Source organism: Pseudomonas sp. Tul2A7 (assembly GCF_054790505.1).
Genome location: NZ_CP186499.1, coordinates 6214318 through 6230146, shown reverse-complemented (window position 1 = coordinate 6230146; position 15829 = coordinate 6214318). Strand labels below are relative to the sequence as shown.

Below are 15829 nucleotides of genomic sequence, written 5' to 3'. Positions count from 1 at the left end.
CGTTCACCTGAGAGTCAGTTGTCACTGCCTTTGTTGTCGACGCGGTAGCCGAAGCTGAACCCCACGCCCTGGAACAGCACCACATCGGCCAGTTGGCGGGCGAGCTCGCCGGCGCTGGCCAGTTTGGTTTTCGGTACGTAGAGCATGTCGTCCGGTTGCAGGTAAGCGATCTGCGGGGCATCGCCCGACAGTGCTTTCTCGACGTCGTAGTTCATGGCCTGTACCTGATTGCCGTTGCGCCGCATGATCACCACCGAATCGAGACGCGCCTTGACGTTGGTACCGCGCGCCAGGGTCAGCGCCTCAAGCACCGACACCGGCCGGCGGATCGGGTACGAGCCCGGTTGAGCGACTTCGCCGAGCACGTAGATCTCGTTGCCGGCGGTGGATTTCAGCAGCACATCCACAGTCATCCGTCCTGGCAGTTGCGCGTACTTGCTGTTGAGGAAGGTTTCCAGTTGATTGACCGTCATGCCTTGCAGCGGCACAGCGCCGATTTCCGGAAAACTCGCATAGCCATCGGTGCCGACGGTGATTTCGCGGCTCATGCCGGTGGCCGGGTGGTTCAGCGCGCTTTTAAGGTTTTGCTCGTTGCTCAGCGGGCTGAGAATCTGCACCGAGAGCTGATTGCGGTTGGGCTGGAACAGCTGCTTGCGTTGATAGGCGCGCTGGATTTCCTGCCGCGCCTCGTCGCTGGTCAGTCCGGCAATTTTCACCGAGGTGTTGGCGCCCGGCAGTTCGATGGTGCCGTCAGGCAGCACCAGTTGCGTGCCGTTGAGTTGACTGGCGGCGGTGAAGTTCAGGCCGATCTGGTCACCCGACTGCACGCGGTAAGCGTCCGAGCCGCTGGTACTGATGTGGAAAATCACATCCAGCACGTCTTTCGGGCGCAGGGTCTGCTCGACCCTCGGCATGTCGGTGGCTTGCGCATTGGCCGGTGTGGCGGTGAGGATATTCACCGGCATGTTGCGGGTGTCGGAATTGCTGGAGCAGCCTGCAAGCGGCAGCAACAGCAGGACAAGCATTTTGGCGTTCATGGCGTCATCCTTTGCGTTCGCTTACAGGTTTTTGTAAAGCCATTTGGGCATGTAGTACTTGCGCCGGTTGAACACGCTACCGACCACTTTTGCCCCGGCCTGAGTCAGGCGTTGCACGGCGGCCTGGGCGACTTCCCAGCGGGTGTCTTCGGCGCGTACGACAAGCACCACGCCATCGACTTGCGTGCTGATGACTAGCGTGTCGGCGTCGGAGTACACCGCGTCGCCATCGATCACCACAAAGCGGTACTGGCTGCCCAATTGATCAAGCAACGGGCTCAGACGCTCGGCGGTCAGGTGTTCCAGGGTGCGGATCGGCCGGCCGTTGGGCAGCACGTGGAATGGCAGGCTCGAGACCTGCACCACGCAGTCCTGCAACAGCGGCGGTTTGTCGGGGTTGAACAGCAAGTCGCGCAGGCCGCGCTCCTTGCTCAGGTTCAACTGCTGGGTGAGATTGCTCGCCGACTGACTGGCATCGACCAGCAGCACTTGGCCGCTGCTCATTTGCGCCAGTTGGCTGGCGAGCGCCAGCGCACTGGTGGTGGTGCCTGAGCCGGGGTTGGCGGCGGTCAGGAACAGGATCCGCAGATCGAGATCCAGCACGGTCGAGGTCAGGTTCGATTCGCTGGGGGTGGCGATGCTCAGGCTTTTGTTGGTTGAACCGTCCATTAGCTTGCTCCGTGGCCGCTGAATACTTTGAAGGGGGTTTTCAACAGAATCTTCAGATCAAGCAGAAGGCTCTGCTCGGCGATGTAGCTGAGGTCCAACTCAACGCGCTGGTCGAAGTCGATATTGCTGCGTCCGGAGATCTGCCACAGGCCGGTCATGCCGGGGTAGATCGCCAGACGCGCGAGGTGATTGTCCTTGTAGCGATAGGCGTTGAACGAGGTCGGACGCGGGCCGACCAGGCGCATGTCGCCGGTCACTACATTGATCAGGTTGGGCAGTTCATCAAGGCTGGTGCGCCGCAGGAAACCGCCGATGCGGGTGATGCGCGGGTCGTGGTCGATCTTGAAATCGATCGCGTCGGCACCGTGCTTGTTGAGGTGGCGCAGCGATTCTTTCAAGTCTTCGGCGTTGGCCACCATGGTGCGAAATTTGTACATGCCGAACTTGCGGCCGCGGTAGCCAGTGCGTTTCTGCACGAACATCACTGGACCTGGGCTGCTGAACTTGATGACCAGCGCCAGACCCAGCAACAGCGGGGAAATCAGCACCAGGATCAGCAGCGCCCCAAGGCAGGCGACCACGCGATTGGTGCGTGACAGTTGCCATGGGCGACCGCCGTCGCGGCCGGTGAACCAGCCGCGACCCTGGCGATGAATCGCCGCGTCGAGACGCATTCGGTGCTCGGGATCCACGCGCTTGTCGCGGCGCATTTCTAGGATCGGTACACCTTTCTCATGTCCAGTCATGGAGTCCTCCACATTAATTCAGCCGCGTACGGCGCGTGGGCGATAGGCAGTGGGGTAGTAGTCGCGGAACCAGGCGATAAAGCGCCCGAGTCCCTCATCCAGCTCTATCCGGGGCTGAAATCCGGTGGCCTGGGCCAGATCGCTGGCCTCGGCGCAAGTGTTGAGCACGTCGCCTGGTTGCAGCGGCAGCAACTCGACAATGGCGGTCTGACCGAGGTGCTTTTCCATCAGCGCCAGGTAGGTTTTCAGCTCGACCGGGTGTTGCCCGCCGATGTTGAACAGGCGCCATGGCGCCATGCTGCTGGCCGGGTCGGGCTGCTCGCGATCCCACTGCGGATTGACCTGCGGTGGCTGCTCGATGAGGCGGGCGATGCTTTCGATGATGTCGTCGATGTAGGTGAAATCGCGCTGGTGCTCGCCGTAGTTGAACAGCTTCAGCGGTGTGCCTTCGCTGATCGCCCGGGCGAACTGGATCGGCGACATGTCCGGCCGGCCCCACGGCCCGTACACGGTGAAAAAGCGCAGGCCGGTGCAGGGAATGCCGAACAGATGGCTGTAGCTGTGCGCCATCAGCTCGTTGGCTTTTTTAGTGGCGGCGTACAGCGACAGCGGGTGGTTGACGCCGTCCTGCACCGAATACGGCGTGCGCTGATTGGCGCCATACACCGAGCTGGAGGAGGCGTAGATCAGGTGCTTGACCGGGTGATGCCGGCAGCTCTCGAGAATGTTGAGGAAACCGTTGAGGTTGCTGTCCAGATAGGCCCGTGGATTTTCCAGCGAGTAACGCACCCCGGCTTGCGCGGCGAGGTGGATCACCACTTGCGGGCGTTCGCGGACAAACAGTTCTTCGATGGCCGAGGCATTGGCCAGGTCAACCGTAGCGAGCTGGAAATCGCCGGCCTGCTCACGCACCCACTGCACGCGGTCGTGCTTGAGTTGCGGGTCGTAGTAGGCGTTGAAATTGTCCAGACCGACCACCGAGTACCCGTCGCGCAGCAACCGCAGCACGCAATGGGCACCAATAAAGCCGGCCGCACCGGTGACGAGCACCTTCATGGCCGCAGCCCTTCAGGGGCAATGTGGCGCAGACCGATGCCGCTGTAATGCAGGCCGGCGGCCGCCACTTGTTCCGGGTTGTACAGATTGCGACCGTCGATGATCACCTTTGAGCGCAGTTTTTCGGCGAGCAGCTCGAAATCGACCACGCGGAAGTTTTTCCACTCGGTGCAGATGACCAGGGCGTCGGCGTCTTCCAGGGTGTCGTCGCGGGTGGCGCACAGGTGCAGGTCGTTGCGATAACCGTAAAGGCGCCGGCATTCGGACATGGCTTCCGGGTCGTAAGCCTGCACGCTGGCACCCTCGGCCCACAGCGCATCCATCAGATAACGGCTCGGGGCTTCGCGCATGTCATCGGTGTTCGGTTTGAACGCCAGGCCCCAGATCGCGATGGACTTGCCGGCCAGCCCTTGCGGGAACAGTGCTTTGAGTTTGCTGAACAGGATGTGCCGCTGCAGGTCGTTGACGTCGGTGACGCTGCGCAGCAGTTTCAGCGGCATGCCGTTGTGTTCGGCGGTGTGCAGCAGGGCGCGCAGGTCTTTGGGAAAGCACGAGCCACCGAAGCCGCAGCCCGGATAGATGAAGTGGTAGCCGATGCGCGGGTCGGAGCCGATGCCTTTGCGCACCGCTTCGATGTCGGCGCCAAGCAGTTCGGTGAGGTTGGCCAACTCGTTCATAAAGCTGATGCGCGTCGCGAGCATGGCGTTGGCCGCGTACTTGGTCAGCTCGGCGCTGCGGTTGTCCATGAACATCAGTTTTTCGCGGTTGCGGCAGAACGGTGCGTACAACTCGCTCATCTGCTCGCGGGCGACATCGTCACGGGTGCCAACGATGATCCGGTCCGGGCGCATGCAGTCGGCGAGGGCGCTGCCTTCCTTGAGGAATTCCGGGTTGGACACCACGCGCACCGTCAGGCTGCTCTTGTCGCGGCGTTGCAGTTCGCTATTGGCGGCGGCGAGCACCTGATCGGCGGTGCCCACCGGCACCGTGGATTTGATGATCAGCGTGCGGTCAGCTTCCATGTACGAAGCAATTTGCCGGGCGACGTTGAGCACGTGGCTGAGGTCGGCAGAGCCATCCTCATCGGCCGGGGTGCCGACGGCGATGAAGATCAGCTCGGCATGTTCGACCGCGTCACTGGCCTGGGTGCTGAACAACAGGCGGCCGGCCTTGATGTTTTCCTCAAGCGTGCTCGATAAACCTGGCTCGCTAATGGGCGGCACTGCTTGTTGCAGTTGTTTAATTTTGTTTGGGTCAATGTCCACGCATAAAACGCGATGACCGACATCTGCAAGTGCGGCGGCTTGTATAAGTCCGACATAGCCAGTGCCAAATACGCTCACGTCCATCTGCGCACCTCAATAACACCAAAAAGTTAACTGCGGAATGAGATAGTTAAAGGGGTATAGCGCAGCGTTTGAAAAGCGTGTCAGCAAAATGACATGTTGCATCGGTATAACACTTGAGCATTTTTTGGCGATTGGCCATCAAGTCATTGCTGCGATTGAATTTGTTGCTTTTGTGCAGATTTGTTCAGATTTTAAATAAGCGATAAACGGTCGTAAGCCGCTAATTTAAAGGCTTGTAGCGTCTTGGCTGTGTCAGATTTGAGTCACCGTTTTTTTGACGCTTTCTACAAAAAACAGTCAATTCTTGCGCTTTGATGGTCGGGTGCTAGTGTCAGGTTCTGACTGACAAACCTTTGACTCCTGCCGTTTTGCCCGATCGGTATCGCCATGTTCAGATATGCCAAAGAATTGTTCTTAATTGTTTATTTGTTGATGTATTCCGAATATTACATTGATCGGTTAAATGCTATCGGCCTCGGTTTTGCTGTACTTCTTTTTGGCGCGATGTTTTTGGCGCTTACTTTTGCGTTATATCTAATGGCGTATATAAGGCAGACTCTCATTCGCCACGTGTTCGCATTGGCAATGTTTGTCTCGGCAGTGTTTTTCGATGTCTATACCCGGGTCACGGCGGATTACCTGACCTACAGCGGTTTCGTCTCATTGGTTTACTCCGGCGGTTTCATCCAGGAAGCGGCGTACCAGTACCGGGACGCGCTCCTGCGTGGCGTGCTCAGCGGTTTGCTGTTGCTGTTCGGCATCGGCCTGAAGCCCCGTCATGGGTTGGCGATTCCCAACGCGTTACGTGTGGCGGCGCCGTTGTGCGGCGTGTTGCTGCTCAGTGCGGTGCTGTTCTTGCGTGCGGGTGAGGGCGCGCGGGGCCTGCCGATCATGTACACGCCGCTGGCCTATCTGAATCTGTTTGCCTACGAAGCGCTGCATAACACGGTCGGCCCGCGCGAACCGGTGACGCTGGCGCGCAACTCGCAAGCCGTCGGCCATGACATCGTGCTGATCATCGACGAAAGCATCTCCGGCAATTATCTGGATATCAACGCACCGTTCGGCGTGCACAGCAACCTCAAACAAGCGCGTCCCGGCGTCGACATCTTCAATTACGGCTACGCCGCGTCCATTGCCAATTGCAGCGCCGACACCAACGTGACCCTGCGCTACGGCGGTACCCGCGCCGATTACATGCGCATCAACACAACGTTGCCATCGATCTGGCAGTACGCGAAAAAGGCCGGGCTGCGCACCGTCTACATCGACGCCCAGCGCACCGGGGGCAATCTGCAGAATCTGATGACCGATACCGAAAAGAAGGACATCGACCAGTTCGTGCAATTCGACCAGACCAGCGTGCGCGATCGCGACATGGCGGCAGCGGCGAAGCTCATCGAATTGCTCAACGACGACAAGCCGGAGCTGGTGGTGATCAACAAGGTCGGCGCGCACTTCCCGGTGCATGACAAATACCCGGATGCGTTCATGGCCTACCGTCCGACCTTACCGCGCGGGCAGTTCACCGAGGTGGCCGATACCGGTGAACGCAACGGTTTCAATGGTCAGCCTGATGATTGGATGCTGTACCGCAATGCCTACAAGAACACCGTGTTGTGGAACGTCGGCGAGTTCTTTGCGCGGGTGTTTGCCCAGGCCAATCTGAACAATGCGTTGCTGATCTATACGTCTGATCATGGCCAGGATCTGCATGAGCGCGGTAATCCGGGTTTGAACACCCATTGCGGCGGCGATCCGGTGGAGGAGGAAGGCTTGGTGCCTTTGGTGGTGATTCAGGGCAGCGCTCTGAAGACGCTGGACTGGTCGGCGCAATTGGCGGCGAACAAGGATCGTTCCAGCCACTACAACATCTTCCCGACCCTGCTGCAGTTGATGGGCTATGACCTGGCGGGGATCGAGGCGGTTTATGGCAAGCCGCTGAGTGTCGCGACGGCGGATGAATTCACCTTCAACTACCGCTTCAATGCGCGGTTGGGGGCCAAGCCTGAGTGGAAGCACATTGATCTGGGCAGTATTGTCACGCCGACGCAGGCGCCGGCGAGTGTCGCGGCGGGGCAGTAAGTTTTGAATTGGCTGGGCCGACGCTTTCGCGAGCAGGCTCGCTCCCACATTTGGAACGCGATCTACCTGTGGGAGCGAGCCTGCTCGCGAAGGGGCCGGCCAATTCAACGCTGAGTTCAAGTCTGTCACCGCCATCCGCTATCCTTGCCCCACACTGACCGATCAGGTGGCGGCATGCTTCGTGTTGAAAACGTCTTCAAAAGCTATCTCACCCCGCAAGGCCCATTGCCGGTGCTGCAAGGTGTCGACCTGTCGCTGGAATCCGGCAGCAGCCTGGCACTGATGGGCGAATCCGGCAGTGGCAAAAGCACGTTGCTGCACCTGGTGGCCGGCCTCGACAAAGTCGACAGCGGCAGCATTCGCAGTGGCGAGCATCGGCTGGAGGCGATGAGCGAGGCGCAACTGGCGAATTGGCGGCGCACAGAAATCGGTCTGGTGTTCCAGCAGTTCAACCTGATCGGCAGTCTGCGCGTCGAAGATAATCTGGCGTTTCAGGCGCGTCTTGCCGGGCGGCATGAGCCGCGTTGGCAGGCGCATCTGGTGCAACGCTTAGGGCTGGGCGATTTGCTCAAGCGTTATCCCGAGCAACTTTCCGGTGGTCAGCAGCAGCGCGTTGCGTTGGGCCGGGCATTGGCGTCGCAGCCGAAATTGCTGCTGGCCGATGAACCCACCGGCAGCCTCGATGAAGCGACCAGTGACGAAGTGCTGCGCTTGTTGCTGGAACTGCTCGACGACACGCCCACCACGTTGTTGATGGTCACTCACAGTCAGCGGGTTGCGGCGCGATTGGCCCAGCGGGTGGTGTTGTCCAACGGGCGGCTGACGTGATCGTCTTTGCGCAAACGCTACGTGCGCTGCTCAGTCATTGGCGGCGCCATCCGGTGCAGTTTTTCAGTGTGCTGACCGGGTTGTGGCTGGCGACCAGTCTGCTCACCGGCGTCGAAGCACTGAACAGTCAGGCGCGTGACAGCTACGCGCGGGCCAGCCAATTGATCGGCGGCGAACCGCAGGCCAGTCTCAGCACGTCAAACGGTGCGACTTTTGCGCAGCAATGGTTCGTTGATCTGCGTCGACAGGGCTGGCCGGTGTCGCCGCTGTTGCAGGGCCGGTTGCAGCTCAAGGGCATTGAGAATCAGCGGCTGCAATTGATGGGTATCGAACCGGTGTCGTTGCCGGCCGATTCGGCGGTGGCCGGGCAGGCGTTGCCGATTGAGCGTGTTGTCGAGTTTTTCACGCCGCCGGGCAGTACGTGGATTTCACCGGAAACCTTGCAGGCGCTGGATCTGCGTGAAGGCGACACACCGCAAACGGCTAATGGTCTGCGATTGCCGCCGTTGCTCGCGCAAAAGGACATGGCGCCCGGCCTATTGCTGGTGGACATCGGCGTCGCGCAAACACTGCTGGAACAACCCGGACAATTGTCGCGCCTGTTGCTGCCCAAGGATTTTCACGCCGAGTTGCCGGCCACCTTCAAAGGTCTGTTGCAAATCAAAAGCAGCGGCGAGGAAAACAATCTGGCGCGACTCACCGAGAGTTTTCACCTCAATCTCGATGCCTTGGGTTTTTTGTCATTCGTGGTTGGCTTGTTCATCGTCCACGCCGCTATCGGGCTGGCGCTTGAGCAACGGCGCGGTCTGCTGCGTACGCTGCGCGCCTGCGGGGTCAGCGCGCAAATGTTGATTTTCTGCTTGATCGTTGAGCTGGGTGTACTGGCACTGATCGGCGGACTATTCGGCGTGATCAGCGGCTATTGGTTGGCCAGTGTCTTGCTGCCGGATGTCGCTGCCAGCCTGCGCGGATTGTATGGCGCCGAAGTGGCGGGGCAGTTGCGCCTGAGCACCTGGTGGTGGTTCAGTGGCATCGGCTTGAGCGTGCTTGGCGCCTTGCTCGCCGGGACTAACAGTCTGCTGCGCGCCGCCCGTTTGCCGTTGTTGGCCGTGGCGGATCCGCAAGCCTGGCATCAGCAATATGCGCGCTGGTTGCGCCGACAAGGTTGGCTGGCGGCGGTATTGGGCTTGATCGCATTGGCGGCGTTGATCTGGGGCGACAGTCTGGCCAGCGGTTTTGTCCTGATGGCCGGATTGCTGATCGGCGCCGCATTGGCGCTGCCGGTGTTGCTCAGCGCGCTGTTGAATCAGTTGCTCGGACGCAGTCGCTCAGTGCTCGGTCAATGGTTTCTCGCCGATTGCCGCCAGCAACTGCCGGCACTGAGTCTGGCGTTGATGGCATTGCTTTTGGCGCTCGCCGCCAACATCGGTGCGGGCAGCATGACGGCCGGTTTTCGCCAGACCTTCAACGACTGGCTAGAACAACGCCTGAGTGCCGAGTTGTATATCAACCCGAGCAATCCGGCACAGTCGCGGGAAATGTACAGCTGGCTCAAGCAGCAGCCTAACGTCGCCGCGATTCTGCCAAACTGGCAGGTCGCGGTGACGTTGCAGGGCTGGCCGGCGGAGGTGTTCGGCATCATCGATCACGCGCATTATCGCCAGCACTGGCCGTTGCTCGATGTCAGTGGCAGCGACCCGTGGGCGCATCTGGCTACCGACGATGCGGTGATGCTCAGCGAACAGCTGGCGCGTCGGCTGAAGGTGCGGGCGGGTGATCGACTGACGATTCCTGCGCCGAATGGTGCGTGGTCGCCGCGCATCGTCGGCATCTACGCCGACTACGGCAATCCCAAAGGGCACTTGCTGGTCAATATCAATCACTTGCTGCGCGGCTGGCCGCAACTGACGCCGAACCGTTTCAATCTGCGCATCGAGCCGCAGAACATCCCGGCGTTGTTGAATAGCCTGCAGGCGCACTTTCAACTGGATGACAGCCGCATCGTCGATCAGGCACGGCTCAAGGGTTGGTCGGTGCAAGTCTTCGAACGGACCTTTGCGGCCACGGCGGCGTTGAACAGCCTGACCCTGGCGGTGGCGGGTGTGGCACTGTTCATCAGCCTGCTGACCCAGAGTCAAAGTCGCCTCGGCCAACTCGCACCGCTGTGGGTGCTGGGCGTAACGCGGCGGCAATTGATGCTGCTCAATCTGGGACAGACGTGGTTGCTGGCGGTGCTGACGCTGGTGTTGGCGTTGCCACTGGGCATCGCGCTGGCGTGGTGCCTGGATGCGGTGATCAACGTGCAAGCGTTTGGCTGGCGGCTACCGTTGCGGGTGTTTCCGTGGCAATTGCTGCAGTTGATGGGGTTGGCGTTGCTGGCGACGTTGCTGGCGTCGGCATGGCCGTTGTACTCGCTGTACCGCACGCAACCGGCGGACCTGTTGAGGACGTTTGCCCATGAGGATTAACTTCGTTGTGCTGATGGTTTTGTTGCTGCTCGGTGGTTGCGATCAATCGGTGCCGGAGCAGAAAGGTTTCGCCGGGATGGGCGATCAGGCGTTGGCGTTTACGCCGGTGGTGCCGGGTCGGGTGTTCAGTTTTCCGGCGGATCACGCTGCGCATGAGGGGTTTCGCATCGAGTGGTGGTACGTCACCGCCAATCTCAAGGATCAGCAGGGCAATCAATTCGGCGTGCAGTGGACGCTGTTTCGCAGTGCGCTGAAACCGCTGGCGGAGCAGGCCGGGTGGGCTGATCAGACGATCTGGCTGGGGCATGCGGCGGTGACTTCGAGCACGGTGCATCACGCCGCCGAACGTTACGCCCGAGGTGGAGTAGGGCAGGCGGGTGTGCAACTGGCGCCGTTCGAGGCGTGGATCGATGATTGGCGGTTTGCCAGTCAAGCGCAGGATCCGTTGAGCGACTTGCAACTCAGCGCTCGCGACAAGGCTTTCGCCTATCAACTGCACCTCACCTCAAGTCGTCCGTTGGTGTTGCAGGGCGACAAGGGTTTCAGTCAGAAATCCGAAGAAGGTCAGGCTTCGTATTACTACAGTCAGCCGTTTTTCCAGGCCAGCGGCACCTTGCAGATCGACGGTCAGAGCTACACCGTCAGCGGCCCGGCATGGCTCGATCGCGAATGGAGCAGCCAGCCGCTGACCGCCAATCAAACCGGTTGGGACTGGTTCTCCCTGCACCTGGACAGCGGCGAACACGTGATGCTGTACCGCATGCGTCAGAAGGACGGCGCGCCGTATCTCACCGGCACGTGGATAGCCGCCGATGGCCAGACGCAAACCCTGAGTAGCTCGCAGATTCAGCTCACCCCGCAAGACACCGCCAAAATCGCTGGCCGGACGATGCCGGTGAAATGGTCGATCAACATCCCCGACAAACACCTCGACATCACCCTCGACGCGCTTAACCCCAACGCCTGGATGAACCTGCGCATCCCCTATTGGGAAGGCCCGGTGCGCATCCGCGGCAGCCATCCCGGCCGGGGCTATCTGGAAATGACCGGGTACTGACAGCGCCTCGTAAAAACTGCGAGTTGGAACGGGCGCAGAATCCGGATCTGACCGAGATCAAAATGTGGGAGCGAGCCTGCTCGCGAAAGCGCCCGCCCAGACTCCACAGAGAAATTGGCCGGAACTCTGCTACTTCTCAACCCCTCTACCAAATATCCCTCACACCTTTGCGAAACGCCGTCGAGGACTCCCCCATGAGCGACGACCTGCAACCCCCAGACATGACCACCTGGCAACGCCTGTTCGACGACGAAACCTACTGGCAGCAATCCCCCGACGCGCATTATTTCGATCTGCAACGCATCGCCGACGACATGCTCGGCCAAGGCGCCATCGACCTTGAACAATGGCAGCTCCTGCGCGCCAAGGCCGACGACCTGCACAAGGATTCCCCCGCCATCAACGTCACCCGTGAACTCGACGACCCCGAAGCCTGAGGACTACCCCATGAAGCCGATCACCCAAGGCGAACACCCTGACGAACCCCGTCCACCGGGCGAAACCGAACGCGACAACGACGCCCTGCGGCCCACCGACCCGAAACAGCGTGAAAACACTGGAAAAGGCACGCCCAGCGGCGAATCCACCGCGCAGGACACCGCCAAGCAACAAACACCAGCCAAGCCCTGAACAGCGTCTATGCTCAGTGGCACGCCTGGCGTCGAAGCCGCTTCAACGTCGGGCGCTGCCATTCATCACAGGGAAAGTATTGCTTATGAAGCTCGACGCATTGGCCAAGGCCATCACCCTCGCAACCGTACTGTCCGCCACCAGTTTCGGCGCCATGGCTGCCGATATTCCGCTGTCTGCCACTGTTGAAGCCGATCAGGTCATCACTAAAGTGATCTCCGTCGATGCCGCCAACCATCAGGTTGTGCTCGAAGGTGCCGAAGGCAAGCCGGTTCACGTTCAGCTCACTGATAAGGCGAAAAACCTCGCCAATCTCAAGCCCGGCGATCAGGTCAACATCCAGGTACAGCGTTCTGTCGCCGCTTACCTCGACACCGATGTGGATAAAGGTCTGCCTGGCACTACCGAACGTACCGGTGAGTTGCGTAAGGCCCCGGGCAGCGATAACCCCGGTGGCGAGGCGTATCGTCAGGTTCAGGTGCAATTGAAAATCACCAAAATTGATTTGAAGACAAATCAGGTGACCCTGCAAAACCCGGCGGGCGTGTCGAAAGTTCTCGACGTGAAAAAGCCTGAAATCCAAGCCAAACTGAAAGATCTGAAAGAAGGGCAGAGCGTCATCGTCACTTACACCGATATCTTAAAAGTGACCAGCCAACACGAAAGTTGAGCATTAACTCTACAGAATGATTGTTCTTGTACAGCTTTAAGTATGAGAGCAATCATATAAAAGAATCTGTAAGAAGTTTCCCGGCAAATATCGGTGGGCAACACTTTTTAACGTTCTAGTACATAAATTTCATGTTTAAGCATGAGGACATATCTGCCAACTTCAATTAAAATCCCACCCGTTCGCCCAGTGTCAGGGCTCTTTACCGGTGCATGGATTGCCAGGCCATTACACTGGGCGAACACCTCTTCGGAGTAGTTGTATACAATTTCTGCAAACAAAAAGGGCGACTTTAAAAGTCGCCCTTTTTGTTTGCGGTGGATTAAACCGAGATTTGCACGTCAGGCTTGCTGCTCTTGAAAGCGCTTCAGCGTGGCCTGATACATTTTTGTCCTGCGGTGATTTTTCCCGTAGGTGCCCGCCGCCGCGACGGTGCCTGCCTGGATGTGATCCAGATAGCTGAAAATCTTGCGCGGTGACAGGAACTTGATGCCATAGCCCAGGCTGCTCATTCGATCTTGCAACGTGTAGCCGGGCACGAGGTCATCCATGCAGAAGTGCAGGCCTTGGGACTTCATCAAGCGCGCATTCCACAATGTGCAGAAACTTTTCAGATGCGTTTCTTTGTACGGCCTTGGCATTTTCGAACGCATACCCAGACGCACTTTCGCTTTACGAACATAGTGCTTGCAGAAGCGCGAAGTTAGACGCCAAGTGTCACGAACAATCCCGCGATTGAGTTGTTCGACACAACCGACTGCAGCCATGTCCGGCGTTTTCGTGCACTCGCGCATCATCATGGCAAACACTTCCTTGTCATAGACAAAGGTGTCGGTGTGCAACAGAAACAGATAATCGGTGTCGACTTTTTCCAGTGCCAGATCCAGTGCTTTACCGTGCGCAATATGCCCGGCTTCCTTGCCCGGTGAAGGCCGTTCGATCAAGTTGATCCAGTCGAGCGAACGCAAGTAATCGAGACTGGCATCCGCCGAATCGTTATCCACCACCCACACTGGAATGCGCTGCTCCTGGACGTGCTCGCGCAAAAGTTCGAGGCACATTCGGGTGATGTCCGGGGTTTTGTAATTTACCAAGACAAGGCTGAAATTCGACGATGGCTGGGTTGGTAAATCAAACGCTTTCATGTCGGAAGGACTCATCTGCGATTCAAGGGCGACTGGGTTTCGTGGCTGCAATCGTAGCGAGGCAACCTTAGGCGAACCTTAATTTGCGGATGTGACGGTAAATGTATGCCGAAGAGAGACGACTGATCTATGAAATGCATGGGGTGCTGCCGGTCATTCCCGGATAAAATGCGCGCCCCCTCACGGTTCAAGGAAGAAACGGCGCACGCCGTTGTGTCACGGATGAAACCACTTTCCCTCTACCACCCGGCCTTGTACTGGCTGCGCGTGTGGCAAAAAAGACTGTTCCGCCAGATTGCCTGGCGCTGTTCCAGCAAACGCTACGCACGCCCCGTCGCCGCAGCCGAGCGCCTGCCATTTCGCTACCTCAAACACACCTCAAAACTCATCCGCAAACTCGGCGACTCCGACCTCGCCCTGCAACACAACAAAGTCATCAACCTGAAACTCGCCGTCGCTGCCATCGACAGCGTCATCATCGCCCCCGGCGAACACTTCTCCTTCTGCCGCCTCGTCGGCCGCCCGACTGTGAAGCGCGGCTACGTTGAAGGCATGGAACTGTCTTTCGGGGAGGCACGACACGGTGTCGGCGGCGGCATCTGCCAACTGAGCAACCTGATCCACTGGATGGCCATTCATTCACCGCTGGTAGTGGTAGAGCGCTCCAACCACAGCTTCGACCCGTTTCCAGATGAAGGGCGGGTACTGCCGTTCGGGTCCGGGGCGGCAATTTTCTATAACTACGTTGATCTGGTGCTGCATAACCCGACGGATCGGAGCTTTCAGTTGAAGTTGAACGTCGGCGAGACACAACTCGAAGGGGAGTTGTTGTGTGATCGGGTGAGGGAATATCGCTATCACGTGTTTCAAGAGGCGCATCGGTTTGTGCGGGAGGGTGCGCGGGTGTATCGGGAGAATGAGATTTGGCGGGAGGTGCGGGAGAAGGGGCAGGTTGGGGAATTGGTGGAGAGGGTGAGGTTGTATCGGAATCGGGTGGTGGTTAAGTACGACGTGGACGAGCGGATGTTCGAAGCGAGCTAGTATTTTGCGCAAGATTTTCGTTGGAATTTTTAAGCCACAAGGAAGCAACAAATGATCAAGCGTTTCAAAACTGTCGGTACGGCGGGCACGGCACTTTTTTCACTGTTCATCACCTGTAATACGTGGGCACAAGCGCCGCGTGATTACTACGACGGCATGAAGGCAGGGAAGTGCGCGCCAAATTCTGAGCGGCTGCATGAACAAGCGGTCGCAGGTGATCTCGACGCGCAGACGCAGTTTGGCAAAGCCATTCAGGAGAACCTCTGCGGGGTGGTTGAGCAGTGGTCACCGGGCATGCCGGAAGTGTGGTTTCGCAAAGCTGCAGAGCAAGGTAATGCTGAAGCGCAAGTCGGATTGGCTGAGGAACTTCGTTGGGATCGAAGCGTTGAGGGTGAAGACGCAAGTGTTTACTGGGATTTGAAAGCTGCGGAGCAGGGGAACGCCAAAGCGCAGTTCAGTTTGGCGCAGATCTACCATCGCGGTGGCCGATCGATCAAAAATCTCAAGGACATGGACAAAGCATTAGCGTACTACCACCAATCCGCCGAAGGTGGATATCCCTCAGCCTACATGCTGCTGGCAAGCCTTTATGAGAAAGGGGACGGAGTTACACAGGATGATGTTGTTGCCGCTCAGTGGTATCGCAAACTGGCTGAAACCGGTGACGATTACGGACAGCTGAACCTCGCGGAGATGATTGCCGCAGGACGTGGTGTGGACAAGGATGAAGCTCTGGCATTTTCCTGGTTTGGCAAGTCGGCTGCGCTCGGCAATAAGTACGCGCAGTATGAAATGGCGCAAATGCTTGAACAGGGGCGAGGCACCGTAAAAAACCAACGTGAAGCGGCCAAGCTTTACCGCAAGTCTGCGGATGCAGATTTTGGCAACGCGCAGTTAGCGCTTGGGAAAATGTACGCACAAGGACGTGGCGGCTTGCCAAAAAGCAAATCCAAGGCCGAGTACTGGATGCTCAAAGCAATTGATCGCGGTGCTCCGGGAGCTAAAGAAGAGCTGCAAAAGCTTTAATGTGCAAAGGAAGGGTATCTTG

At 58.6% G+C, this 15829-nt stretch carries 15 protein-coding genes; 9 read left to right on the top strand and 6 right to left on the bottom strand.

Annotated features, from left to right (window positions below):
• Window positions 1-14: 14 nt before the first annotated feature.
• Genes ACOYXJ_RS27720 through ACOYXJ_RS27700 form a run of 5 tightly spaced genes read right to left on the bottom strand, consistent with a single transcriptional unit; the run spans window position 15 to window position 4857 of the window.
• Window positions 15-1037, bottom strand: a complete 1023-nt coding sequence (locus ACOYXJ_RS27720) for a polysaccharide biosynthesis/export family protein (RefSeq protein ID WP_038369600.1) — start codon at window positions 1035-1037, stop codon at window positions 15-17.
• Between the two features lie 21 nt (window positions 1038-1058).
• Window positions 1059-1706: a CpsD/CapB family tyrosine-protein kinase gene (locus ACOYXJ_RS27715; protein WP_038369597.1), complete on the bottom strand. Its 648-nt coding sequence runs from the start codon at window positions 1704-1706 to the stop codon at window positions 1059-1061.
• A complete protein-coding gene (locus tag ACOYXJ_RS27710; RefSeq protein ID WP_038369594.1) occupies window positions 1706-2452 on the bottom strand; it encodes a sugar transferase in 747 nt (248 codons plus the stop codon). Before ACOYXJ_RS27710 ends, ACOYXJ_RS27715 begins: the two co-directional genes overlap by 1 nt.
• A gap of 18 nt (window positions 2453-2470) precedes the next feature.
• Window positions 2471-3508: an NAD-dependent epimerase gene (locus tag ACOYXJ_RS27705; RefSeq protein WP_460372733.1), complete on the bottom strand. Its 1038-nt coding sequence runs from the start codon at window positions 3506-3508 to the stop codon at window positions 2471-2473.
• Window positions 3505-4857, bottom strand: coding sequence for a UDP-glucose dehydrogenase family protein (locus ACOYXJ_RS27700; RefSeq protein ID WP_460372731.1), 1353 nt, complete (start codon window positions 4855-4857; stop codon window positions 3505-3507). Before ACOYXJ_RS27700 ends, ACOYXJ_RS27705 begins: the two co-directional genes overlap by 4 nt.
• 387 nt (window positions 4858-5244) lie before the next feature.
• Here ACOYXJ_RS27700 and ACOYXJ_RS27695 point away from each other — a divergent pair, with 387 nt between their 5' ends.
• The 7 genes from ACOYXJ_RS27695 to ACOYXJ_RS27665 all read left to right on the top strand — a co-directional run bounded on the left by ACOYXJ_RS27695 (window position 5245) and on the right by ACOYXJ_RS27665 (window position 12595).
• Window positions 5245-6942, top strand: a complete 1698-nt coding sequence (locus ACOYXJ_RS27695) for a sulfatase-like hydrolase/transferase (RefSeq protein ID WP_460372729.1) — start codon at window positions 5245-5247, stop codon at window positions 6940-6942.
• A gap of 174 nt (window positions 6943-7116) precedes the next feature.
• Window positions 7117-7770, top strand: coding sequence for an ABC transporter ATP-binding protein (locus ACOYXJ_RS27690; protein ID WP_460372727.1), 654 nt, complete (start codon window positions 7117-7119; stop codon window positions 7768-7770).
• Window positions 7767-10238, top strand: coding sequence for an ABC transporter permease (locus ACOYXJ_RS27685; protein WP_460372725.1), 2472 nt, complete (start codon window positions 7767-7769; stop codon window positions 10236-10238). Before ACOYXJ_RS27690 ends, ACOYXJ_RS27685 begins: the two co-directional genes overlap by 4 nt.
• Entirely contained in the window at window positions 10228-11295 is a 1068-nt protein-coding gene (locus ACOYXJ_RS27680; RefSeq protein WP_460372723.1) for a lipocalin-like domain-containing protein, read from the top strand. The genes ACOYXJ_RS27685 and ACOYXJ_RS27680 overlap by 11 nt, the downstream gene beginning before the upstream one ends.
• A gap of 194 nt (window positions 11296-11489) precedes the next feature.
• Complete coding sequence (locus tag ACOYXJ_RS27675; protein WP_150794753.1) at window positions 11490-11732, top strand: hypothetical protein; 243 nt, start codon at window positions 11490-11492, stop codon at window positions 11730-11732.
• 10 nt (window positions 11733-11742) lie between these two features.
• Complete coding sequence (locus ACOYXJ_RS27670; RefSeq protein ID WP_034152556.1) at window positions 11743-11925, top strand: hypothetical protein; 183 nt, start codon at window positions 11743-11745, stop codon at window positions 11923-11925.
• An 85-nt stretch (window positions 11926-12010) separates the two neighbouring features.
• Complete coding sequence (locus ACOYXJ_RS27665; protein ID WP_016983329.1) at window positions 12011-12595, top strand: hypothetical protein; 585 nt, start codon at window positions 12011-12013, stop codon at window positions 12593-12595.
• Between the two features lie 341 nt (window positions 12596-12936).
• Here the strand turns inward: ACOYXJ_RS27665 and ACOYXJ_RS27660 are convergent, their stop codons facing one another.
• Window positions 12937-13740, bottom strand: coding sequence for a glycosyltransferase family 2 protein (locus tag ACOYXJ_RS27660; protein ID WP_110721072.1), 804 nt, complete (start codon window positions 13738-13740; stop codon window positions 12937-12939).
• Between the two features lie 222 nt (window positions 13741-13962).
• Here ACOYXJ_RS27660 and ACOYXJ_RS27655 point away from each other — a divergent pair, with 222 nt between their 5' ends.
• On the top strand, window positions 13963-14781 hold the full coding sequence (locus ACOYXJ_RS27655) for a VanW family protein (RefSeq protein WP_460372720.1): 819 nt from the start codon (window positions 13963-13965) through the stop codon (window positions 14779-14781).
• A 51-nt stretch (window positions 14782-14832) separates the two neighbouring features.
• Window positions 14833-15807, top strand: a complete 975-nt coding sequence (locus tag ACOYXJ_RS27650; protein ID WP_150794750.1) for a tetratricopeptide repeat protein — start codon at window positions 14833-14835, stop codon at window positions 15805-15807.
• The last annotated feature ends 22 nt before the right edge of the window (window positions 15808-15829 follow it).

What these genes read in the sequence shown, in the direction of transcription:
- ACOYXJ_RS27660 (WP_110721072.1), bottom strand. Translation starts at nt 13,740, where the DNA reads ATGAAAGCGTTTGATTTACCAACCCAGCCATCGTCGAATTTCAGCCTT.
- ACOYXJ_RS27675 (WP_150794753.1), top strand. Translation starts at nt 11,490, where the DNA reads ATGAGCGACGACCTGCAACCCCCAGACATGACCACCTGGCAACGCCTG.
- ACOYXJ_RS27680 (WP_460372723.1), top strand. Translation starts at nt 10,228, where the DNA reads ATGAGGATTAACTTCGTTGTGCTGATGGTTTTGTTGCTGCTCGGTGGT.
- ACOYXJ_RS27705 (WP_460372733.1), bottom strand. Translation starts at nt 3,508, where the DNA reads ATGAAGGTGCTCGTCACCGGTGCGGCCGGCTTTATTGGTGCCCATTGC.
- ACOYXJ_RS27690 (WP_460372727.1), top strand. Translation starts at nt 7,117, where the DNA reads ATGCTTCGTGTTGAAAACGTCTTCAAAAGCTATCTCACCCCGCAAGGC.
- ACOYXJ_RS27715 (WP_038369597.1), bottom strand. Translation starts at nt 1,706, where the DNA reads ATGGACGGTTCAACCAACAAAAGCCTGAGCATCGCCACCCCCAGCGAA.
- ACOYXJ_RS27670 (WP_034152556.1), top strand. Translation starts at nt 11,743, where the DNA reads ATGAAGCCGATCACCCAAGGCGAACACCCTGACGAACCCCGTCCACCG.
- ACOYXJ_RS27710 (WP_038369594.1), bottom strand. Translation starts at nt 2,452, where the DNA reads ATGACTGGACATGAGAAAGGTGTACCGATCCTAGAAATGCGCCGCGAC.
- ACOYXJ_RS27655 (WP_460372720.1), top strand. Translation starts at nt 13,963, where the DNA reads ATGAAACCACTTTCCCTCTACCACCCGGCCTTGTACTGGCTGCGCGTG.
- ACOYXJ_RS27700 (WP_460372731.1), bottom strand. Translation starts at nt 4,857, where the DNA reads ATGGACGTGAGCGTATTTGGCACTGGCTATGTCGGACTTATACAAGCC.
- ACOYXJ_RS27650 (WP_150794750.1), top strand. Translation starts at nt 14,833, where the DNA reads ATGATCAAGCGTTTCAAAACTGTCGGTACGGCGGGCACGGCACTTTTT.
- ACOYXJ_RS27720 (WP_038369600.1), bottom strand. Translation starts at nt 1,037, where the DNA reads ATGAACGCCAAAATGCTTGTCCTGCTGTTGCTGCCGCTTGCAGGCTGC.
- ACOYXJ_RS27695 (WP_460372729.1), top strand. Translation starts at nt 5,245, where the DNA reads ATGTTCAGATATGCCAAAGAATTGTTCTTAATTGTTTATTTGTTGATG.
- ACOYXJ_RS27665 (WP_016983329.1), top strand. Translation starts at nt 12,011, where the DNA reads ATGAAGCTCGACGCATTGGCCAAGGCCATCACCCTCGCAACCGTACTG.